Genomic DNA, 22,056 nt, shown 5'->3' on the forward strand with positions numbered 1-22,056 from the left:
GTGGCCATCGGTGCCAACCGCTTTCCAGGTCAGGGTTTCGCCGTTATGGGTGATGGCCTTGCCGCTGGCATCCATAACCTGACCGAAGAGGGTCAGTCGCACATCGATCACCGGATCCGAGTCAGCCTTGATGGTGATCTTGCCGCTCGTCTGCTGGTCATCAGTGGTCGAGTTAGCGCCATCGAAGCGCCCTTCATTGAGGGTTACATCGGTCAGGGTCAGGGTTGGTTTCTCCCCTTCCCCAATCTGGATATTGAGGGTGCCGCTGGTGCTGTCGTTGTTGCCGCCCGCCTTGTCGTAGTCGTTGATGATCACCTTGATGGGGAGCTCGGTCACGGCGTTGCCGCCCTGATGAAGCCCCTGATAGAGGGTGACCTGATAGTCAAACCCGTTCTTGCCCGCCTGATCGAGGTTACCAACCAGCTTGACCTCGAACACCTCGACCCGCTGGCCATCCACCATCACATAGCCCTTGATCAGCTGGCTACCGGGGATGGTGCTGTTGCCATCAACCAGCTCGTACTGCACCGGTTTACCCAATGCGGTCAGCGCAGGCTGTTCGCTGGCATCGGCAAACACCACCTCGACCACCCGATCCGACCCGGCTTGCACATCGAAGTGACCGGTTTGACTCAGGCTGTTGCTGCCAGTGAGGCCCCCCTCATCCAGGGTCACACCAGCGCCCGGGATAAAGCTCGGGGCCCTGCCATCCACGATGGTGAGCGGCAGCGTGGTACCGATCCGATCGCCATCCTTGTCGGCGAGGGTGACCGCCAGCGGCAGGTTGAGGGACTCGCTCCCCTTGTGATCCAGCTCGCCGCTCAGAGTGACCTTGGCGGTGACGCTCCAGTTACCGTTGTTATCGACCAGGCTCAGCTCGGCGCGCAGCACCACCTGGCCACCGGCGGCTCCGACCAGCTGGCCGGTTGCGGGATCAACGGCGAAAGTGACCGGGTTACCGTGGCTGGTCAGTCCGGTCAGGGTGATCTGGATAGCGGCGATATCAAACCCAAGAGAGTTGGGGTCAAGGACATCGCTGCCGTGCGCGACCGAGAAACTCATGGTGCTGACGGCAGCCGTCTCCCCTTGCGCCATCTCGGTGATGGTGGTGCCGGTCACGGCGGAGATGGTCGGATTGGCACCATCACCCACCGCCACGGTAATGGTGGAGGAGACCTTGTCACCATCGCTGTCGAGCAGGGTAAAGCCCGCCTTGAGCAGGCTGTCGGCACTGCCCTGATCCAGCGGTTGATGAAGGGTAAAGCTGTATTTGCCATCGTTACCGAGGGTCAGCTCAAACACCAGCTTGCCATCTGGGGTACGCCCCTCGATACGATGATCGGCCACCGCGATGGTCACGGCCTGCTTGCCCGAGGTGAACCCTTGCAGCCCCGGCTGGTTGGCATCGAAGGTGATGCTGGCCAGCGGATCGCTGCCCGCGGTGATAGCCAGATCGCCGTCAAGGGTCTGGCCCTGCTGCCAGTTGCTATCTTCGGTGAGCGTGAGGGAGACAGGATTAATCTGCGGCAAGGCACCGTCGGTAATGGTGATATTGAGGGTGCCGAGATTGCTCTTGTCGCCGTCAAAATCTGAACCCTGTACCTTCAGGCCAAGATTGAGGCTGTTGGTCGCTTCCGGCTCGTCAAACACGTCGGTCAGGGAGACGCTGTATTTGCCATCCAGCCCGATGGTAACGGTGAGGATTGCCTTGCCCTGCCAATCCTTGACGATCAGCTGGTTGTCTTGAACTTCGTAACTCGTCGCCTTGCCCTGGCTGGTGAGCCCCGCCAGCGCCGGCTGGCTCGCCTCAAAGTTGAGGGAGACCAGACGATCGCTCCCCACCGTCACCGGCAGTTGGCCATCGATGCTCTGGTTGCCCCCTTCTTGCAGGGCGACGCCTTTATCGAGACCGAGCACAGGATCTGCACTATCACTCACCGTGATGGTAGCGGTTCCCTGATTTTTGCTGCCGTCGCTGTCGGTGACTTCGACCGGCAGATTCAGTTCCAGCTTGTTGTCTGCCCCGTGATCCAGGTTGGTATGCACCGTTACCTGATAACCGATCTCTGCGCTGGTGTGAGCGGCGATGGTGGCAGGGACGGTAGGGATGGAGACCGTCATCACTACCAGACCACCACTGGTCACCGCCTGGAAGGTGTGGCCATCGGTGCCAACCGCTTTCCAGGTCAGGGTTTCGCCGTTATGGGTGATGGGCTTGCCGCTGGCATCCATGACCTGACCGGAGAGGGTCAGTCGTACATCGGTCACCGGATCCGTGTCAGCCTTGATGGTGATCTTGCCGCTCGTCTGCTGGTCATCCACGGCCGAGTTGGCGCCATCGAAGCGCCCTTCATTGAGGGTTACATCGGTCAGGGTGAGGGTCGGTTTCTCCCCTTCCCCAATCTGGATATTGAGGGTGCCGCTGGTGCTGTCGTTGTTGCCGCCCGCCTTGTCGTAGTCGTTGATGATCACCTTGATGGGGAGCTCGGTCACGGCGTTGCCGCCCTGATGAAGCCCCTGATAGAGGGTGACCTGATAGTCAAACCCGTTCTTACCCGCCTGATCGAGGTTACCAACTAGCTTGACCTCGAACACCTCGACCCGCTGGCCATCCACCATCACATAGCCTTTGATCAGCTGGCTACCCGGGATGGCGCTGTTGCCATCAACCAGCTCGTACTGCACCGGTTTACCCAATGCGGTCAGCGTAGGCTGTTCGCTGGCATCGGCAAACGCCACCTCGACCACCCGATCCGACCCGGCTTGCACGTCAAAGTGACCGGTTTGACTCAGGTTGTTGTTGCCGGTGAGGTTCCCCTCATCCAGGGTCACCCCGGTGCCCGGGATAAAGCTCGGCGCCTTGCCATCCACGATAGTGAGCGGCAGCGTGGTACCGATGCGATCGCCATCCTTGTCGGCAAGAGTAACGGCAAGCGGCAGGTTGAGGGATTCACTCCCCTTGTGATCCAGCTCGCCGCTCAGGGTGACCTTGGCGGTGACGCTCCAGTTACCGTTGTTATCGACCAGGCTCAGCTCGGCGCGCAGCACCACCTGGCCACCGGCGGTTCCGACCAGCTGGCCGGTTGCGAGATCAACGGCGAAAGTGACCGGGTTGCCGTGGCTGGTGAGTCCGGTCAGGGTGCTCTGAATAGCGGCGATATCAAAGCCGAGGGAGTTGGGGTCAAGGGCATCGCTGCCGTGCGCGACCGAGAAACTCATGGTGCTGACGGCAGCCGTCTCTCCTTGCGCCATCTCGGTGATGGTGGTGCCAGTCACGGCGGAAATGGTCGGGTTGGCGCCATCACCCACCGCCACGGTAATAGTGGAGGATACCTTGTCACCATCACTGTCGAGCAGGGTAAAGCCCGTCTTGAGCAGGCTGTCGGCACTGCCCTGATCCAGCGGTTGATGGAGGGTAAAGCTGTATTTGCCATCGTTACCGAGGGTCAGCTCAAACACCAGCTTGCCATCGGCGGTACGCCCCTCGATAAGATGGTCAGCCACCGTGATGGTCACGGCCTGCTTGCCCGAGGTGAACCCTTGCAGCCCCGGCTGATTGGCATCGAAAGTGATGCTGGTCAGCGGATCGCTGCCCGCTGTGATAGTCAGATCACCGTCAAGGGTCTGGCTTTGCTGCCAGTTGCTATCTTCGGTAAGCGTGAGGGAAACAGGATTAACCTTCGGCAAAGCGCCATCGGTAATGGTGATATTGAGGGTGCCGAGGTTGCTCTTGTCACCGTCAAAATCTGAGCCCTGTACCTTCAGGCCAAGGTTGAGGCTGTTGGTCGCTTCCGGCTCGTCAAACACACCGGTCAGGGAGACGTTGTATTTGCCATCCAACCCGATGGTAACGGTGAGGATCGGCTTGCCCTGCCAATCCTTGACGATCAGCCGGTTGTCTTGAACCTCATAGGTCGTTGCCTTGCCCTGGCTGGTAAGCCCCGCCAACGCAGGTTGGTTGGCCTCAAAGTTGAGGGAGACCAGACGATCGCTGCCCACCGTCACCGGCAGCTGACCATCGATACTCTGGTTGCCACCTTCTTGCAGGGCGACCCCCTTGTCGATGCCCAATGCGGGATCACTGCCATCATTGACAGTCAACGTCAGGTTGGCACTGGTGCTGTCGCCATCGATCTCGTTGGCGCTTACCTGCAAACCGAGGGAAAGAGAGTCGCTACCTTGATGATCGAGCGGGCCGGAGAGGGTGACCACCACCCGACCAGCCAGATCGCTGCCCTGCTGCTGCGCATTCAATTCGGCGCGCAGCACCTCCACCCGTTGGCCACTGCCATCCAGGTAGTAACCCACCAAGGTGCGATCATCGGCAAATTCAAAGGTCAGCGGATGACCATCGTTGGCAAGACCCGATCCGTTGAGGGTAGTCAGGGTGCTGCTCTGATTGCTGAACACCAACGAATCCACCAGCAGAGGATCGGCGGTGTGTTTGACCACAAAGCTGCTCTCGCCCACCACGGCGGTACCGTTGGTAAAGGCATCTTCAGTCAGAGGAATGGCCGGGATCTCGAAGCTGGGCGGATTGCTGTCCACCAGATTGATCACCAGCGGTGCTTTCACCAGATCACCATCGCTGTCTCGGTATTCGAGGTTGAACGGCAGGCGCAACTCGTCCTGACCGTGATCCAGACTCTGACTCCAGACAATGCGATAGCTGCCGTCATTGTTGAGGGTCAGAGTGAAGACAGTCGCCCCACCGGCACTGGCGGTCAGGGTCTGGCCATTAATGGAGTAGCCAAGCGGCACACCTTGGCTGACGAGCCCCAGTCCCTCCAAGGCACTCTGATCAGCGGCGAAGGTGACCTGCAGATTGCCATCGACGCCAGCACCGGTATTGAGGCTTCCGGTAGCCGTGACAGGGCCATTGGCCAGCCCGGTTTCAGATAGCGTGAGCGTCTCGCTCTGGCCGATCAGAGGCGCACCGTCCAAAGCCGAATTACCCGCCAGATCGGTGACGCTGGCACGCACTTCAAAGGATTGATTGATGCCGGAGAGATCCAGGCCGCTCACCTGCCAGCGGCCATCGGCTCCCACCTGTGCCGAGGTGGTCAGCAGCGGCTGGCCATTACTGTCGACCAGAGTGATGGTGACGCGTTGACCCGCTTCCACATTGCTGGTGGAGCCGCTCAGAGTCGCGCTGCTGTTGCCAAACAGGGCTGTGGAATCGAGATCATCGATGTCGATAGATGCCTGGGTATCGACATTGATAGCGAGGGTATCGCTGGCGCGGTTGCCAGCAATATCCACGGAGTTAACCTGAAACTGGTACTGGCCATCGGCCAGGGTCTGCGGCAACTGATATTGCCAATTACCGGCGGCATCTACCGTCAGGACGGTGAGCACGTTGCCGCCAAGGCTCAGGGTCACGGTGGCACCGGGCTCCCCCTTCCCTTGCAACAACGGGGTATTGTCACGGGTCAGATCATCGGTCTGGCTGGCGCCGGTGTCACTCTCATCGGCGAGATCGAGGGTGATGGTGGTGATGGTATCGAGCAGGGTCTGTCCGGTGTCGCTGGCATTGTTGCCCGCCTGATCCTGGGTATTGGCCACAATCTGCAACGGGCCATCCACCAGTTTACCGGTTACATCGCCAAAATTGGCTTCCCAGACCAGGCCGGGCAGTACCACGGTCGTCACCGTCAGTGAGTTTCCCGCCTGATCGATAAGAGTGACGGTGACCGGTTGGCCCACCTCCACATCATCCACCACACCACGAATGATGACGTCCACCGCTTCATCGGCGTTGATGATGTTGTCGCTGGTTTGGGGCTCGGTGATGGTGATGGCGGCAAAGAAATCGCGCTCTTCGGAAAACAGCAGCTCATCGCCCACCGGTTGCACCGCATAATCGGTATCAAAACCGGCCTCGGCCAGGGTGGCATCATTGGTACGATCGACCACCACAAACCCACCTGAGCTGGAACCAGCCACACCACCGATATTGCCTGCAGCAGGCGCTGCGATACCTGCGGCGGTCTCCTGGAACAACTCGGTCGGATCGATACCCTGACGGATCGCCTCCTGCAACGAGGCCAGTTCCGGATCGGCCGGTTGCCCATCAGCAGCAGGCGTGACGGGCTCAGGTTTGGCGGCCGTTTCTTGCTCGCCAGCGGGATCACTGCCCGGCTCGGCTAGCTGAAAATTGCTCCCTTGAACGATTTGCAGGCGATCCCCCGGCTGCAGCGCCATCCCCACCTTTGCTCGCATGACAGATCCATCTGCACTGATGACAAACACGGAGCCCTCGAGTTGGGTGATCACCGTGGACTTTTCAATTTGCAACTCTGCCATACAACCTCCAGCAAAACTTTAACCACCAACATCAGTACCTACAGGGTACTTGTCTGTTCAATAATCATACCGCACCAGACTGTATGGGTCTTTTCGCTATTTTCGACAATGATTGCAATAAAATAACCATAACTTACAAGATTGTGCATCTAACAGGCCTTTTTAAATGAAATGAGATTTGGATGACCCCAATCACATCACCTTTATTAATAGGTCTATCAGTCTATATATCCCCATTTCTATCACTTGGCGAGAAATTAGCCTCTAACCTCGGTGAACGAACCATAATCCCTAGACCAAAAGCCCATACTGCAACACTGCAATTTTGCATATAAAACCAGTTAAATGCATAACTAATTACAGACGTTCTAAACCATAGCGCTGGCAAGTTGCATAAGCAGAAAAATGAAACGTGCGTGACGGCATCTATCAAATATCCGCCATAAGATATTCAGCAGTTAACAAGGAATTGAGTTTCCATAAAATTTAATCCAGATCTCATTTCAACGATCAATCCTGCGCCCCAATTGATCTGGCACAACTCTCCCGACGATAAATCATCATTAAATTTACCTATTTGTTAGGGTAGACCTCGAGCAATCAGGTATTGCGCGGTTTTATTCACCGTCAATCAGACCTCTGCCCACCCTGCCAAAAGGGGATGAAATCCACGCAACAAGATGGAATCGGGCAGATCGGAACATTTATCTGGGAGTGATAAACGTGGGTTCACAACACAGGCATACCAAACTGGGGCTCGCCGCCCTGCTGCTGACCAGCTGGCTTGGCGCCAGCTGCTGGGCACAGGCTGATGAAGCAATCACCAAGGGCAAGATAGAGGCGCGCAGCGAGCTGTTCGCCAAGGATCACGCCGATCAGTTCACCAGCTGGCAAGCCACCAGCGAGAGCCGCGAGCGCACCGATGCGCTGGCGGAAGATCCCAACATGGTGGTGCTGTGGGGCGGTTACCCCTTCGCCAAGGATTACAACAAGCCGCGCGGTCACTTTTATGCGTTGACCGACGTGCGCGAGACCCTGCGTACCGGCGCCCCGAAAACAGCCGAAGACGGCCCGCTGCCGATGGCCTGCTGGAGCTGCAAAGGCCCGGATGTGGCCCGCGTTATCGACGAAAAAGGAGAGGATGGCTACTTCAAGGGAATGTGGGCAAAAGGTGGACCGGAGATTGTCAACACCATCGGCTGCGCCGACTGCCACGACACCGCCTCGAAGGAGTTCAAGGAGGGGAAACCTGCTCTGCACCTCTCCCGTCCCTATGCCGACCGGGCCATGAGTGCCATCGGCAAGCCGTTCAAGGAGCAGGGGCGCTTCGATCAGCAGTCCCAGGTGTGCGGCCAGTGCCACGTGGAGTACTACTTCAGCGGCCCCACCAAGGCGGTGAAATTCCCCTGGGACAAGGGTACCAGCGTCGAGCAGATGGAAGCCTACTATGACGAGCTGGGCTTTGCCGACTGGACCCATGCCCTCTCCAAAACGCCCATGCTGAAAGCCCAGCACCCCGAGTACGAAACCTGGCGCGCCGGCATTCACGGCCAGAACAACGTCGCCTGCGTCGACTGCCACATGCCCAAGGTGCAAAACGATCAGGGCAAGGTCTACACCGATCACAAGGTGGGCAACCCCTTCGATCGATTCGATCAAACCTGCCGCAACTGCCACACCCAGAGCAAGGAGATGCTGCAAGGGATCGTCAAGCAGCGCAAAGAGGCGGTGATCGAGACCAAGCTGAAGGTCGAGAAGCAGCTGGTGCACGCCCACTTTGAAGCCAAGGCGGCCTGGGATGCCGGCGCCACCGAGGCCGAGATGAAGGATATTCTGCAGGACATCCGTCACGCCCAGTGGCGCTGGGACTACGCCATCGCCTCCCACGGGGTGCAGATGCACGCCCCCGAAGTGGCCCTCAAGGTACTTGGCAGCGCGCTGGATAAAGCCGCTGACGCCCGCACCAAGCTGGCGCGCCTGTTGGCCAGCAAGGGGATCAGCCACGAAATCGCCATCCCCGACATCTCCACCAAGGAGAAAGCGCAAGCGGCCCTTGGCATGGATATGAAGCAGTTCAACAGCGACAAGGCCCAGTTCCTCAAGACCACGGTCCCCGCCTGGGATGCCGAGGCCAAAGCGGCCGGACGGCTGGCACAGTAACGGCGCCTGCGGGCCCGGCGCCAAGTCGGGCCCGCAGCGGATGGAGGCTTCCTATGGGTGATTTAACGATGGATTTTTTACGACTGATGCTGATGGCAGCCATGCTGCTCACCAGCCTGCAGGGTCAGGCGGCCGAGCTGGTTGCAGCCCCTGTTCCAGCTACACATGAGGTGGAATTTTTACGCAATCCCGACAAGGCCTGCACCGACTGTCACAAGGAGCAGAGCGAAGGGATGCACGGCAAGCATGGTCAGGCGACCAATCCCAACAACCTTAAACCGGTGACCTGCACCAACTGCCACGGCCAGCCCTCCCCCCAGCACAGAGAAGGGGTCAAGGATGTGATGCGCTTCAGCCACAGCCTGAAGGATAAAGAGAGCATCAAGCTTTATCCCATCAGCGAGCAGAACGGGGTCTGCATGAGCTGCCACGAGCCCAAAGAGCTTCGCGAGGCGCTCTGGGCCCACGATGTGCACGCTACCAAGCTCACCTGCACCAGCTGCCACCAGCTGCATCCGGTCAAGGAGCCCATGGTGGGGATCCCGGAAAAATCCCGCATCAAGCTCTGCGTCGACTGTCACAGCAAGCAACATGAGGCCAGCAAGGCCCGGCAGGAGCAGTCCAAACCGGCTACCGGCAAGGAGGCATCATGAGCTGCTCTCGTCGTGACTTTATGGCGGGGATGGGCGCGGGGGCCCTCATCATGATGACGGGCACGGTGCGCGCCGGCGCTGCCAGCCTCGCCCACAGCCAGACCATAGACGGAGTGCGCTACGGCATGCTCCATGACGAGACGGCCTGCATCGGCTGCACCGCCTGCATGGATGCCTGCCGGGAGGTCAACAAGGTGCCGGAAGGGGTCTCGCGCCTCGAGATCATCCGCTCCGGCCCCATCGGAGAATTTCCCGATGCCGAGTACCACTTTTTTCGCAAGTCCTGCCAACACTGCGACAACGCCCCCTGCGTCCACGTCTGCCCCACCGGCGCCTCCCATATCCGCAAGGAGGATGGCATCGTAGATGTCGACGCGGATCTCTGCGTCGGCTGCATGTATTGCCTCGCCGCCTGCCCCTATCAGGTGCGCTTTATCAACCCGGTCACCCGAGTGGCAGACAAGTGCGACTTTTGCCGCAAGACCAACCTGGCGGCGGGCAAGGAGCCAGCGTGCGTGGAATCCTGCCCCACCAAGGCGCTGGTGTTCGGTAATCTGGATGATCCGGACAGCCCCATCGCCCAACGGCTGGTGAAGGAGACCACCTATCGCTACAAGCAAGCACTCGGCACCTCACCCAAGATGTACCGCGTGCCCAAAGGGGAGATAACGTCATGACCATGCTAGCGGCATTTCACTTCCCCTCTCTTGTTTGGGGATTTGCCCGATCGCCATCTACTGCTGTGACCGAGGGAGGAATGGATCATGTTGCATGACGCATTTCACTTCCCTTCCCTCGTGTGGGACTGGCCCATCGCCATCTATCTCTTTCTGCTCGGCATCTCCGCCGGGGCCACCACCCTCTCGGTGCTGTTGCGCCGCAAGGGGGCAGGCAGCGAGAGCGGCATCATCAAAGCGACCGCCATTCTGGCGCCAGCGAGCGTGATATTGGGGCTGCTGATCCTTATCTTCCATCTGGCCCGCCCCTGGACCTTCTGGAAGCTGATGTTCCACTACCAGTTCGACTCAGTGATGTCGATGGGGGTCATGCTGTTTCAGCTCTATATGGCGGTGCTGTTCGCCTGGCTGGCAGTGGTGTTTCGCTCCGAGATCGAGACAATGCGCAGCCGGTTGCTGAAAGAGAAGTTCGCTTTTGTGGATGGGCTGATTGGCTGGCTTGCCCGCATCGAGCGACTGCTGGCCCCGCTGTTGCTGCTGCTCGCCGTGCTGCTGGGGGCCTACACCGGCTTTCTGCTCTCTGCGCTCAAGACCTATCCGCTCTTGAACAACCCGGTGCTGCCGGTGCTGTTTCTGGTCTCGGGCATCAGCTCCGGCATCGCCTCCACCATCTTGCTGGCGGTGACGCTCTTCAAGGAGAACCATCACAGCCAGGGGGTGAGCTTTGTGCATCGCTTCGAGCGGCCGGTGCTGGCGGTGGAGGTGTTGCTGCTGGTCTGCTTCTTTACCGGCCTCTACTTCGGTGGCGGCCAGAAAGAGGTGGCGATGTGGACCTCCATCGGCAGCGGCTTCTGGGCTCAGGTGTTCTGGCTCGGGGTGGTGGGCATCGGCATGCTGCTGCCCCAGCTGTTGGCTCTGCTGACCCCGGCGCCCCTGCGGGAGCGAAACGGCCATCTGGTGCTGGTCTGCAGCCTGACCCTGGTGGGGATCCTGCTGCTGCGCTACTTCGTGCTCTATGCCGGTCAAATGACAGTCGTATAACGGTATGATCACCAGCGCCAGCCACCCTCGGGTGACTGGCGCTAGTTTGTTGCTGGCCCAATGAATTTCTGGTGATGCCACACCCGTTGCTTGGCAATATTCCCCGCCAAAGCGAGACGACGCTACGTGTGTGCCATGACATGAATGACATCAAAGATTGACTGGAGGTTGTGTGCTGGCGGAGCTCGGCTATCTCTCACTGTTGCTGGCGGCGGCACTCTCCTTGCTGCAGGGCACGCTGCCCTGGCTGGGATTACGGCTCGCCTCCCCGACTCTGCTGCGCAGCGCCACGCCGCTGGCGCTGATCAATGCCATCCTGCTGTTGGCCTCCCTGCTGCTGCTCGCCAGCTGCTTTGGCCAAGATGATTTCACCGTCAGCTATGTGGCCCAGCACGCCAACAGCGCCCTGCCGCTGGGCTTCAAGCTGGCGGCTGTCTGGGGCGGCCATGAAGGCTCCATGCTCTTTTTCGTTTTTGCGTTGGGGCTGTGGGGCGCGCTGGTGGCGATGTGTTCAAAACGGGTCGATCCGCTGATCACCTTTCGGGTGCTGGCCATTATGGGGCTGATCGTCGGGATCTTTGCCCTCTATACCCTGATCTTCTCCAGCCCGTTTGACCGCCAGTTCCCGGGGCCGCAGGAGGGGCGCGATCTCAACCCCATGCTGCAGGATATCGGCCTTATCATCCACCCACCCCTGCTCTATCTCGGTTACGTCGGCTTTGCAGTCAACTTCGCCTTCGCCATGGCGGCGCTGCACTCGGACCGGCTCGATGGCGCCGTTGCCCACTGGAGTCGCCCCTGGGCGCTCGGCTCCTGGGTCTTTCTCACCGCCGGCATCGTGCTGGGTTCCTGGTGGGCCTATTACGAGCTCGGCTGGGGTGGCTGGTGGTTCTGGGATCCGGTGGAAAACGCCTCCCTCTTGCCCTGGCTGCTCGGCACCGCCCTGCTGCACGCCCTGATTGTCTGCGAGAAGCGCGGCGCTTACGGCCACGCCGTGCTGTTGCTCTCCATCTTCACCTTCGCCTTGAGCCTGCTCGGCACCTTCGTGGTGCGCTCCGGGGTGCTCACCTCGGTACACGCCTTTGCGGTGGACCCCAGCCGCGGCCTCACCCTCTTGTTGCTGCTCGGCTTGCTATTGACCTGCGCCCTCACCCTGTTTGCCCTGCGGGCGGACATTCGCGCCCCCAATGCCCGCTTTGGCTTGCTGTCAAAAGAGGGACTGCTCGGCGCCGCCATCCTGCTGCTTTGCGTGGCCTGCGCCAGCGTGCTGCTCGGCACCTTCTACCCCATGGTATTCCAGTCACTCCATCTGGGTTCACTCTCGGTGGGCGCCCCCTATTTCAATACCATCTTCGTGCCGTTAGCCCTCTGCCTGATGGCGCTGATGACCCAGCTGCCGCGCCTGCGCTGGCAGCAGCTTGCGGCACATTCCCGACTAAACGCGCTGTTGCCGCCGCTGTTTGGCCTGCTTGGCGGCGGGCTCATTAGCCTTGCCTATCTGGAACAGGGATCGGTTTCCGGTAGCTGGATTGGCATCCTCTCCAATATGGTGAGCCTCTGGCTGATGGCCAGCCTGTTGCTCCCGCTCTTGCAACTGACTTCATTCCGCGATTTCACCCTTAACCGACTCGGCAGCCTGCTGGCCCATCTCGGGGTGGCGGTGTGTGCCCTCGGCATCGCACAGGTGAGTGACCACAGTCAGGAGGGGGGCGCTGTGCTAAGTGCCAACCAGCCCTACCAGCTCGGCGCGTTCGAGTTTCGTTATGAGGGGCGCGAGCCGGTGATCGGCCCCAACTATACCGCCGAGCGGATCACACTTAGCGTGCACAAGAACGGTAAAGAGGTGGCGCGGCTGACACCGGAGCGGCGCCACTACAGCGTGCGCACCATGAACATGAATGAACCCGGCATCGCGTGGGGAATGCTCGGCGATCTCTACGTGGTGCTCGGTGAGAAGATGGGACCAGATGCCTATGCCATGCGGCTGCACTACAAACCGCTGGTGCGCTGGATCTGGCTCGGCGGCCTGTTGATGATGGCAGGTGGCACCCTGCGTCTGCTCGCCCGTCGCCCCTTGCTCGCCTCCCGTTCCGTTACGGTTGGCACCTCCCATCACCAGCTCGAACAGGAGGCCTAATGAGATCCCGCCTGCGCCTCTTTCTTCCACTGCTGCTGACCCTGGGCCTCGGCATCCTGCTCTGGCTCGGCCTTGGCAACAATCCCTATAGCCAGGATGAGGCGACGCTCGGCCGTACCCTGCCTGCGTGGCAGAGCGACAATCTGCTGGACGGACGTCCGATCCAGACCGCCAGCCTCAAGGGGGAGCCCTTTGTCCTTAACGTCTGGGCCAGCTGGTGCGCCAACTGCCGCGCCGAGCATCCGCTGCTCAGCGAGCTCGCGGGCACCGTGCCCCTCTACGGTCTCAACTACCGGGACAAAGGGGATGCCGCCCGCGCCTGGCTTATCCAGGCGGGCAACCCCTATCGCGCCGTGCTGGCCGACCCCGACGGCCGACTGGCGCTGGAGCTCGGCGTCTACGGCACGCCGGAGACCTATCTCTTTGACAGCGACGGCACCCTACTGACCCGCCATACCGGCCTGCTCACCCGGGAGATCTGGCAACGCCAGTTTGCCCCTCTGCTCGACCAGGCGCGAGCGGATGCGCAAATGAAGGCCGCCACTACTGCACCAGCTATTGCAATATCAGCTCGGGAGACACAGCCATGATGCGCCGTTCCCTTGCCTGCACCCTGCTGGCCCTCGGCATGCTGCTGAGTGCAACTGCATATTCCAGCGGGGTCGATACCTATCAGTTTCGCCACCCCGAGCTGCAAAATCGGGCGCAAGAGCTGGCCCGCGCCCTGCGCTGCCCCCAGTGCCAGAACCAGAATCTGGTTGAGTCCAACTCCCCCATCGCGCAGGATCTGCGGCTCGAGGTCTACCGCTGGGTGGACGAGGGGCAGTCTGATGAGCAGGTGATCGCCCGCATGACGGAGCGCTTCGGCGATTTCGTCCGCTACGATCCCCCCTTCAAGGCCAGCACGGCGCTGCTGTGGGGCGGTCCCCTGCTGCTGTTGGGGCTGGCGCTGTTGATCCTGTTTCGCCGCCTGACGCGCACAAAGGCGCACCCCATCCCTGCCGTTAAGGCCATCGTTGAGGCCCCCCCTCAACCCGCCGCCGATCCGCGCAACGAATTGAATTTGCTGATCATGCACGGGGAGCAGGCAGGCCTCTCCCCAGACCAACCACTCTACAGGGAGCTAAGCGCCGCCCGCCTGGCCAACGCCATCCCGGCGGCTGAGCTGGTCCTGCGCGCGCAACTGGCCAGCCAGCATGACAATCGCGGCCGCAATCATCGGCACGGGCGGGCCTTGTTGCTGCTTGGCATCATGGCCATCGCGGCCGTTGCCGCTGTGTATTTCAGCAGCGGCCGCTATCAGGCATGGCAGGCTTATCAGTCGCGCCCCGATCCGCTGGCGGGATTGAGCCCGCGGGATCTGCAGGACAAGGAGCTGGGCGCCCTGCACCAGCGCCTGCAAGCCAACCCCGCCGATCTCGACAGCTGGGCGGCGCTCGGCCAGCTCTATCTCTATCGAAACAAGTACGACAACGCCCTGCTCGCCTACCAGCGCCTCGCTCTGCTGGAGGGGGGTGCCAGTGCAGCGACCCAGGCCGCCCAGGCCACTGTGCTCTACTATCAGGCGGGCCAGCAGCTCACCCCGGAGGCACTGCACCTGCTCGATAGCGCCCTCAAGCAGGACGCGGGGGAAGTGAGCGCCCTGATGCTGCTCGCCTCCGATCACTTTCTGCATGGTCGCTACAGCCAGGCCATTGCCCTGTGGCAGCAACTGCTCGATGGCGAGCGCCCTCGCATCAACCGGGCTGCACTGATCGAGGCGATCCAGACGGCAAGCATAATGGGCGGGTAACCCCTTGATTGAAGAAGGGTAATCGTGGTGATATGGCGCCGCGACCACGCAAGTGGCTCAGCACTCTCTTTCAATAGACAAGGATGTCTGGATGCAACTCACCCTGTTAAACGACTCGGGCAAATTCGATGGGCTCGATGACACCATTAGGCACGTTTTTGCCGAGACGGCGCACAAATTGAATGCCTTGTTCGATCTCTCCCAACTGGATGTCACCTTCAGCCCTTTTGCCGAGGGGGATGCTCCCGATTCGGGTATCGGTGGCTGGGCCATCAACATGTATCGAATAGAACTCCAGCTTGATCTGGAACGGCCTGATATCAAAGAGGTGATCATCACCGAATTGCCTGCCGTGCTGGCCCACGAAGTCCACCATATCGTGCAAAAGAAGAACAAGGTGGAAGCAGAAACACTGGCCGAAAACCTGATTTTTGAAGGACTGGCCTGCTACTTTGAGCAGAGGTTCAATGGTGGCACACTCCCCTCGCTGTTCAAGGAGTCTCATCACCATGACTGGCAATCGCTCCTGGCAGAGATGACGCCCCATCTATCCAGCAAGCAGTTCAACTATTTAGACTTTTTCTACTGCCGTGATAACCGGCCATTTCCCAAATATGCCGGTTACTGGGTGGGGTTCAATCTGGTGGCCAACTATCTGGCCAAAAATGGCCTGAATGAAATAGAGGTCATGGGCCTGCCCGCCGAAGCGTATTTCAATTAACACGCCTTTACACTGTTCATGGCTATCACAGAGCCCAAATCCGGAGAGAAGATCATGATCCCCATTCGCTGCAAGGCCGTCTCCGGCGTTGCCCTTACCACTGTTGATGGCGAAACAAAATTGCTGGTGATGAAACGGGTCAAGGGGGGCTTCTGGTGTCATGTGGCGGGCACGGTGGAGGCAGGTGAAACCGGCTGGCAGACCATTATTCGGGAGTTTGGCGAAGAGACGGGGATCAGGGTCACCGAACTCTACAACGGCCAGTATCTGGAGCAGTTCTACGAGGCGAGCCTCAATACCATAGAGATGGTGCCGGTCTTTGTGGTCTATTGCCCGCCCAATCAGGCGGTGACCCTCAACGATGAGCACACTGAATATCGCTGGTGTTCCCTGGCCGAGGCCAAGGCGCTGGTGAGTTTCCCCGGCCAGAAGGCGCTCTACGACCATATCTGGCACCATTTTGTCGACAATGCCCCCTCTCCCCTGATGCGGGTCGATATCCGCTGACCGCGCACAGCTTCCCCCTGTAAATGCAACACGCCCCCATTTGGGGGCGTGTTGCATCAAAAGCCAGCGAAGCGCTTTTGCCAGACCCAGCCGATGGCCTACGGCCGCTCGCCAGCAGCCAAACGGCGGTTGATATCGGCGATGACCGGGGCGATGTCGGCAAGGGTATCAATCACATAGTGAGATCCCGCCGCCCGCAGTTTGGCCTCCGCCGGTGCACGCCGGGCGGCGATCTCCGCCTCGCTCATGGCGGTGAACTCTTCCCAGGTGGCACCAAATTCGTTGCCGGAGACCGACAGCCCCACAGTCCACATACCGGCGTTCAGCCCTTCGCTGATACCCGGCACGGCATCATCCACCTTGATGCAGCGATGCACGGCGCTTATTCCCAGCTCAATCACGTTGGCCAGCGCCATCCAGGGGCCGGGGCGACCACCCGCCTTGAGATCATCGGTGGCGACCCAGTGATCCGGGCGGTAGCCGTGATCGGCCGCAGCAGGTACCAGCGCCTCCATCACCGGACGGGGGTAACCGGAGCAGGAGCCAATACGCAGCCCTTTTGCTCGCAGCCCATCCAGCACCGGCAGCACATCGGGGATGGGGGCAGCAAAGCGGGTCACGGCGGCAATCTGCAGCGGCATAAAGGTGTGATAGAGGTGATCCACCTCGGCATGGCTCATGGAGTGGCCGAAGCGAGCCTGCCAGCGCGCATCCACCGAGGGCAGGCGGCCCAGCGCGGCGATGTGATCCCACTTGCCCAGCCCCATGGGCTGGCGCGCTTCATCCAGAGTCACGGGGAAGTCATAGGCGCGGGCGAAGGCCTCGACGAAGATGGAGGTGGGGGCGAAGGAGCCGAAATCGACGACGGTGCCAGCCCAGTCGAGGATCAGCGCCTCTACGTCGGTGGTCGGGTGGATGGCAGTCTGCAAGTCAGTCATGGTGGTGTTCCTGTTCCGGTGAAAGTGCGATCTCGCCAAGGGCGCGATCGAGAATGGTGATGGCGCGCACCAGATCAGCGCGAGCGATATTGAGTGGCGGCGAGAGCTGGATGACGTTGCCCTGGGAGACCTTGAAGCTGAGCCCCAGCTCCAGACAGCGGTAGAGCAGCCGCTCGGCGGCCTGGCTATTGCGGGTACGACTCTGGTGATCGACCACCAGATCGAGCGCCCACAAGAGACCGATACCGCGCACCTGCCCGATCAGCGGGTGACGCTCGGCAAGCGCCGCGAGCTCGCGCGCCATAAAGCGGCCATCCTCCTGCGCTTTTGCCAACAATCCCGCTTCGCGGATTGTCTCTATAGTGGCGAGGGCCGCCGCGCAGCCAATGGGACTCTTCTCGTGGGTGTAGTGACCGAGCGAGATGGCCGCCGCCTGATTGAAACGGTCGCGGGTGATAAGCGCCGCAAACGGCACCACCCCGCCCCCCAGCCCCTTGCCCAGACAGATGATGTCGGGCTCGATGCCGAACTCTTCGAAGCTGAACCAGTGGCCGGTGCGGCCCAAGGCATTCGGGATCTCATCGACAATCAGCAGCACCTTGTGGCGATCGCAGATCTCCCGCACCCGTTGCCAGTAGGCTTTTGAGGGCACCTGTACATCGGTATTGCGGATCGGCTCGGCGATAAAGGCGCCAATTCCGCCCTCCTTCTCGATGACGTACTCCAGATAATCGGCGTAGTGCAGGTCGTCCCCCTCCCCGCGATACCAGACACCGCGATAGCGGGTGGGGGGCGGAATACGCTCCACCCCGGCCATCAGCGGGCCCATACCGGCGCGAAAACAGGCCTCGCCGCCGACCGAAATGGCATCGAGGGAGGCGCCGTGAAAGGCATCCCACAGGGACACCACCTTGCTGTTGCAGGTGATGAAGCGGGCGAGCTTCAAGGCAATCCCCACCACCTCGCTGCCGCCGGGGGCGAACAGCACCCGATTGAGATCGCCGGGGGCCAGTTCGGCCAGGGTACGGGCACAGTCGATGGCAACCTGATGGGTGTAACGACGGGGCGCAAAGGGCAGAGCGGCGAGTTGCTGCTGCACCGCGGCCACCACCTTGGGGTGGCCGTGGCCCAGCTGATGGACGCTGTTGCCGTGAAAATCGAGGTAACGCTTGCCCGATACGCTGGTCAGCCAGCTCCCCTGCGCGCGCTCAAGCAGATCGAGACAGGGGGTGGAGAGCGCCTGATGGAGGAAGTAGCGGCTATCTTCCGCCAATCCGGCCTGCACCCCGTCACTCTGGCCTGCCCACCAGCGCGCTCGCCCTTCCCCCAGATTAATGTCCCCTTCGCTATCAGCGCGGCCGCTGCCGTGCAGCTCGTGAGGGTGATACACCATGTCCGCCATCACGCATCCCCTTGCCAGTAACAGGCGCTGGCCATGGCGGCGAGCAGATCGCGCACCCGCTCTGGGGTCACGTCACCGATATTGCCGATACGGAAGCAATCGGCTTGGGAGACCTTGCCCGGATAGATAACAAAGCCCTGCGCCTTGAGCCGCTGGTAGAAATCGGCGAAGCGGTAGTCAGGGTGGGCCGGAGAGTAGAAGGCGGTGATGATGGGAGATTGCCACTGCTCGGGCAGCAGCGGCGCAAAGCCGAGGGCAGCCATCCCAGCAACCAAGGTGCGCTGATTCTCGCGGTAGCGCTGATGACGGGCTTCAATGCCCCCCTCCTCGTCCAGCTCGCGCAGCGCCTGGGCAAAGGCAAGCACTGTATGGGTGGGCGATGTAAAGCGCCACTTGCCCCCTTGCTGCTCCATGGTCTGCCACTGGGCATGCAGGTCGAGGGAGACCGAGCGAGCGTGACCGGCGCAGGCCGCCAGCGCAGCGCGGCGGGCGATGACGAAGCCAAAGCCCGGCACCCCCTGAATGCACTTGTTGGCCGAGCTGATAAGAAACTCGATGCCAAGGTGTCCCATGTCGATGGGGATGCCGCCAAAGCTGCTCATGGCATCGACGATCAGGCGGATGCCGCGGCGCTGGCAGAGCGCAGCCACCTCATCGAGCGGATTGAGCATGCCGGTGGTGGTCTCGCAATGTACCATGGCCAAATGGGTGATCTCGGGGTGGCGCGCCAGCATCGCCTCGATGGCGGCGGGTTCGGGGCGGGTGGTCTCACCGCAATCGAGCTCATGGTGACGCAGGCCAAGACAACGGGCCATCTCCCCCATGCGGGCACCGTAGGCGCCGTTGTTGATGATCAGCAGACACTCATCGACGCCTATCGCCGAGCCCAGTACGCTCTCCACCACATAGCTGCCACTGCCCTGCAGCAAGACGGCGCTGTAGTCACTTTCATATTCAGGGCCGGTGGCGAGGCGCACCAGCTCGCGGCGGATGGGCTCCACCACGCCTTGGTTGTAGTCCGCATCCCAGGTACAGCTGTCTTGCAGCATGGCGGCGCGCACAGTCGCGGTGGTCGAGAGGGGGCCCGGGGTCAGCAGCAGGTAATCGACGGCGGCGGGGGCCGCAGGAATATGGGTCATGACTTCGCTCCTTTTTGGTATATACCAGAATGAGCGCATTGTGGGTAACTGCCCCGCCAAGGTCAAAGGGGTGACGCTACGTGCAACAAAAAATTCATTTTCAGCGCCGGGATCGCGATAATCTAGGAAGCCTGAACAACAGGAGCGATTCTGGTATCTACCAATTCATGTTGGTGTCGCCGTTTAACGACCGCGCAAATGACCTGCCCTGTGCCCAGCCCATTGCCCAACTCATTGCACAACATATTGTAAAAACAGGGATTTTCATGAGCAAACCGCAATATCTGCAGATCAAGGATGCCCTCGCCAACCAGATCCTGGCGGGGGGTCTGGCTCCCAACGACAAGCTCCCCTCCGAGCGCCTGCTGGGGGAACTCTACGGCACCACAAGGGTCACCATCCGCGAGGCGCTGGTGCAGCTGGAGGCCAACGGCCTTATCTATCGGGAGGATCGCCGCGGCTGGTTCGTCACTCCGCCGCGCTTTCGCTTGAACCCCAGACGCACCTCCAACTTTCACCAGATAGTGCGGGAGCAAGGGGGTGAGCCGCGCACCGAACTGCTGGAGAAAAGCCGTCAGGCAGTGCCGCCCGCGTTGATGGCGCAGTTGCAGCTCAAGCCGTTCGACAGCCTGTTTCTGCTCAAACGGCTGCGCTATGCCAACGGGCGCGCCATCTGCTACTGCGAGAACCACTGCCTGCCAGAACGGGTCCCGGGCCTGCTGGAGCTCGATCTCAACGGCAGTCTGACCGAGATCTACCAGGCCCATTACGATCTCCACTACGCCCGCATGCAGGTGCGCTTCTTCCCCACTGCCCTGCCGGACGAAGTGGCCAAGGCGCTGGGGGCCACCGCCGGTCTGCCCGCCCTGCGCCTCGAGCGGCTCAACTTCGATCAGCACGGCCGGGTGCTCGACTTCGATCTGGAGTACTGGCGCCACGACAGTCTGGAGATCGAGGTGGATACCCAGGATTAGTCACGGATAAATCAGGAACGGCAAAACGTCACGGGGCTGTCACGGTCACGTCATAAAGATCCCCTAGCCTCTCTCTCGACCAATCTGGTTTATACCAAACCAATTTAACTGGAGAAGAGGATGAAACAGGGAACCCATCTGCTGGCCGCCGCCGTGCTGGCTGCCATGACCGCCCCGGCACTGGCCGCGACCGATCTCACCGTCTACACCGCCTTCGAACCGGAGCAGCTCAACGAGCTGAAAACCGCGTTCGAGCGCCAACATCCGGACATCAACATCAAGTGGGTGCGTGACTCCACCGGCGTGGTCACCGCCCGCTTGCTGGCAGAAAAAGCGCAGCCCAAAGCGGATGTGGTATGGGGACTGGCCGCCACCAGCCTGATGCAGCTCGATCAGCAGCAGATGCTCAATTCCTATGCACCGAAAGGGCTGGAGAAGCTCGACAGTCGCTTTCGCGACAGCAAGGCCGAGCCGCACTGGATCGGTCTGGACGCCTTCTTCAGCGCCATCTGCTTTAACAAGGTAGAGGCTGAGAAACAGGGGATCCCGGCACCCACCAGCTGGGCCGACCTCACCAAGCCCATCTACAAGGGCAAGGTGATCATGCCCAACCCCAGCTCCTCCGGCACCGGTTACCTGAGCGTCGCTGGCTGGCTGCAGACCATGGGTGAGAAGCAGGGCTGGCAATTTATGAACGGCCTGCACCAGAACATTGACCGTTACACCCATTCGGGCTCAGCCCCCTGCAAGCTGGCCGCCAGCGGCGAGACGGTGATCGGTATCTCCTTCGACTTCCCGGCCACCAGCCTCAAGGCCAAGGGTGCCCCCATCGAAGTGGTGTTCCCGAAAGAGGGTTCGGGTTGGGACATGGAAGCCGCCGCCATCATCAAGGGCACCCCCAAGCTGGAGGCCGCCAAACAGCTGCTCGACTTTGCCGCCACCGAACAGGCCAACGCCCTCTACAACAAGTCGTTCGCAGTGGTCGCCATCCCGGATGTGGCCCAACCGAGAGCGGGCTATCCGGCGGATATCAAAGGCCAGATGATCGACAACGACTTTGGCTGGGCTGCCCGCGAGCGCAACGCCATCCTGACCCAGTGGAGCGCCAGCTTCGACGGCAAGTCGGAAGCCAAACAGTAAGCGTGAAGGGCTGCGGTTTGTTCACGCCAGACACACCGCCGCCAATAAACCCCTTGTCGAAGGCCAACAGCTGTTGGCCTTCGCTTTTTGGTTTTAACTTCCCGAGTTTGTATTGCCTTCAATTAGCGACGCTTCGCCCATCCACACAGGGCCCAACCACTTGCTGGCGACCCGATGTCATTTGACTGTCATCAAGCTGTCATCCCCCGATCACCTGACCGTCACACTTCACCCGCAAACTGGTATATACCAAATCAGTAGCGAGTCGAACCATGACCCAGCCCTATCTGGACATTCAACATCTCAACAAGCAGTTCGGTGCTTTTCAGGCCCTCAAGGGGATCTCTCTGACCATTCAACCGGGGGAGTTTATCTGCTTTCTCGGCCCCTCCGGCTGTGGCAAGACCACCCTGCTCAGAGCCATCGCCGGGTTGGATCTGCCGGACAGCGGCGAGATCTGGCAAGGGGG

At 60.7% G+C, this 22,056-nt stretch carries 16 protein-coding genes; 12 read left to right on the forward strand and 4 right to left on the reverse strand.

Annotated elements, in window-relative coordinates:
- The coding region (locus AACS18_RS01855; protein WP_258228820.1) for a retention module-containing protein at window positions 1-6,306 on the reverse strand (6,306 nt) is incomplete at its 3' end.
- A 723-nt stretch (window positions 6,307-7,029) separates the two neighbouring features.
- Between AACS18_RS01855 and nrfA the strand changes: the two genes are divergently transcribed.
- The 9 genes from nrfA to AACS18_RS01900 all read left to right on the forward strand — a co-directional run bounded on the left by nrfA (window position 7,030) and on the right by AACS18_RS01900 (window position 15,994).
- Entirely contained in the window at window positions 7,030-8,466 is a 1,437-nt protein-coding gene (nrfA, locus tag AACS18_RS01860) for an ammonia-forming nitrite reductase cytochrome c552 subunit (RefSeq protein ID WP_374956631.1), read from the forward strand.
- Between the two features lie 53 nt (window positions 8,467-8,519).
- Window positions 8,520-9,119, forward strand: coding sequence for a cytochrome c nitrite reductase pentaheme subunit (gene nrfB / locus AACS18_RS01865; protein WP_108613556.1), 600 nt, complete (start codon window positions 8,520-8,522; stop codon window positions 9,117-9,119).
- Window positions 9,116-9,796, forward strand: a complete 681-nt coding sequence (gene nrfC, locus AACS18_RS01870) for a cytochrome c nitrite reductase Fe-S protein (protein WP_108613557.1) — start codon at window positions 9,116-9,118, stop codon at window positions 9,794-9,796. Before nrfB ends, nrfC begins: the two co-directional genes overlap by 4 nt.
- Window positions 9,797-9,883: 87 nt before the next feature.
- Window positions 9,884-10,837, forward strand: a complete 954-nt coding sequence (gene nrfD, locus AACS18_RS01875) for a cytochrome c nitrite reductase subunit NrfD (RefSeq protein ID WP_108613558.1) — start codon at window positions 9,884-9,886, stop codon at window positions 10,835-10,837.
- Window positions 10,838-11,009: 172 nt separating this feature from the next.
- Window positions 11,010-12,974, forward strand: coding sequence for a heme lyase NrfEFG subunit NrfE (nrfE, locus tag AACS18_RS01880; protein WP_108613559.1), 1,965 nt, complete (start codon window positions 11,010-11,012; stop codon window positions 12,972-12,974).
- Window positions 12,974-13,564 carry a DsbE family thiol:disulfide interchange protein gene (locus AACS18_RS01885; protein ID WP_108613560.1) on the forward strand — a complete coding sequence of 197 codons (591 nt, stop codon included), beginning with the start codon at window positions 12,974-12,976 and terminating at the stop codon, window positions 13,562-13,564. The genes nrfE and AACS18_RS01885 overlap by 1 nt, the downstream gene beginning before the upstream one ends.
- Window positions 13,561-14,766, forward strand: coding sequence for a heme lyase NrfEFG subunit NrfF (gene nrfF / locus AACS18_RS01890; protein WP_108613561.1), 1,206 nt, complete (start codon window positions 13,561-13,563; stop codon window positions 14,764-14,766). Before AACS18_RS01885 ends, nrfF begins: the two co-directional genes overlap by 4 nt.
- Before the next feature lie 91 nt (window positions 14,767-14,857).
- Complete coding sequence (locus tag AACS18_RS01895) at window positions 14,858-15,487, forward strand: DUF2268 domain-containing putative Zn-dependent protease (RefSeq protein ID WP_021231308.1); 630 nt, start codon at window positions 14,858-14,860, stop codon at window positions 15,485-15,487.
- A gap of 54 nt (window positions 15,488-15,541) precedes the next feature.
- Window positions 15,542-15,994, forward strand: a complete 453-nt coding sequence (locus tag AACS18_RS01900; protein WP_108613562.1) for an NUDIX hydrolase — start codon at window positions 15,542-15,544, stop codon at window positions 15,992-15,994.
- A 98-nt stretch (window positions 15,995-16,092) separates the two neighbouring features.
- Here AACS18_RS01900 and phnX read toward each other — a convergent pair whose 3' ends face one another.
- The 3 genes from phnX to phnW are packed head-to-tail and all read right to left on the reverse strand — an operon-like array spanning window position 16,093 to window position 19,473.
- The gene (phnX, locus tag AACS18_RS01905) at window positions 16,093-16,932 is read right to left on the reverse strand and encodes a phosphonoacetaldehyde hydrolase (RefSeq protein ID WP_108613563.1); all 840 of its coding nucleotides are present in this window, start codon (window positions 16,930-16,932) and stop codon (window positions 16,093-16,095) included.
- On the reverse strand, window positions 16,925-18,334 hold the full coding sequence (locus AACS18_RS01910; RefSeq protein WP_108613564.1) for an aspartate aminotransferase family protein: 1,410 nt from the start codon (window positions 18,332-18,334) through the stop codon (window positions 16,925-16,927). The genes phnX and AACS18_RS01910 overlap by 8 nt, the downstream gene beginning before the upstream one ends.
- Complete coding sequence (gene phnW / locus AACS18_RS01915) at window positions 18,334-19,473, reverse strand: 2-aminoethylphosphonate--pyruvate transaminase (protein ID WP_108613565.1); 1,140 nt, start codon at window positions 19,471-19,473, stop codon at window positions 18,334-18,336. The genes AACS18_RS01910 and phnW overlap by 1 nt, the downstream gene beginning before the upstream one ends.
- Before the next feature lie 266 nt (window positions 19,474-19,739).
- On the opposite strand from phnW, the gene phnR reads away from it, so the two are divergent.
- The 3 genes from phnR to AACS18_RS01930 form a co-directional block, all read left to right on the forward strand.
- A complete protein-coding gene (gene phnR, locus AACS18_RS01920) occupies window positions 19,740-20,447 on the forward strand; it encodes a phosphonate utilization transcriptional regulator PhnR (RefSeq protein ID WP_005300236.1) in 708 nt (235 codons plus the stop codon).
- 120 nt (window positions 20,448-20,567) lie between these two features.
- Entirely contained in the window at window positions 20,568-21,587 is a 1,020-nt protein-coding gene (locus AACS18_RS01925; protein ID WP_108613566.1) for a putative 2-aminoethylphosphonate ABC transporter substrate-binding protein, read from the forward strand.
- A 272-nt stretch (window positions 21,588-21,859) separates the two neighbouring features.
- Window positions 21,860-22,056, forward strand: a 197-nt coding sequence (locus AACS18_RS01930) for an ATP-binding cassette domain-containing protein (RefSeq protein WP_146184833.1), incomplete at its 3' end; no start/stop codon positions are given.

Source organism: Aeromonas sp. HMWF015, assembly GCF_963878965.1.
Taxonomy (GTDB): Bacteria; Pseudomonadota; Gammaproteobacteria; order Enterobacterales; family Aeromonadaceae; genus Aeromonas; species Aeromonas veronii.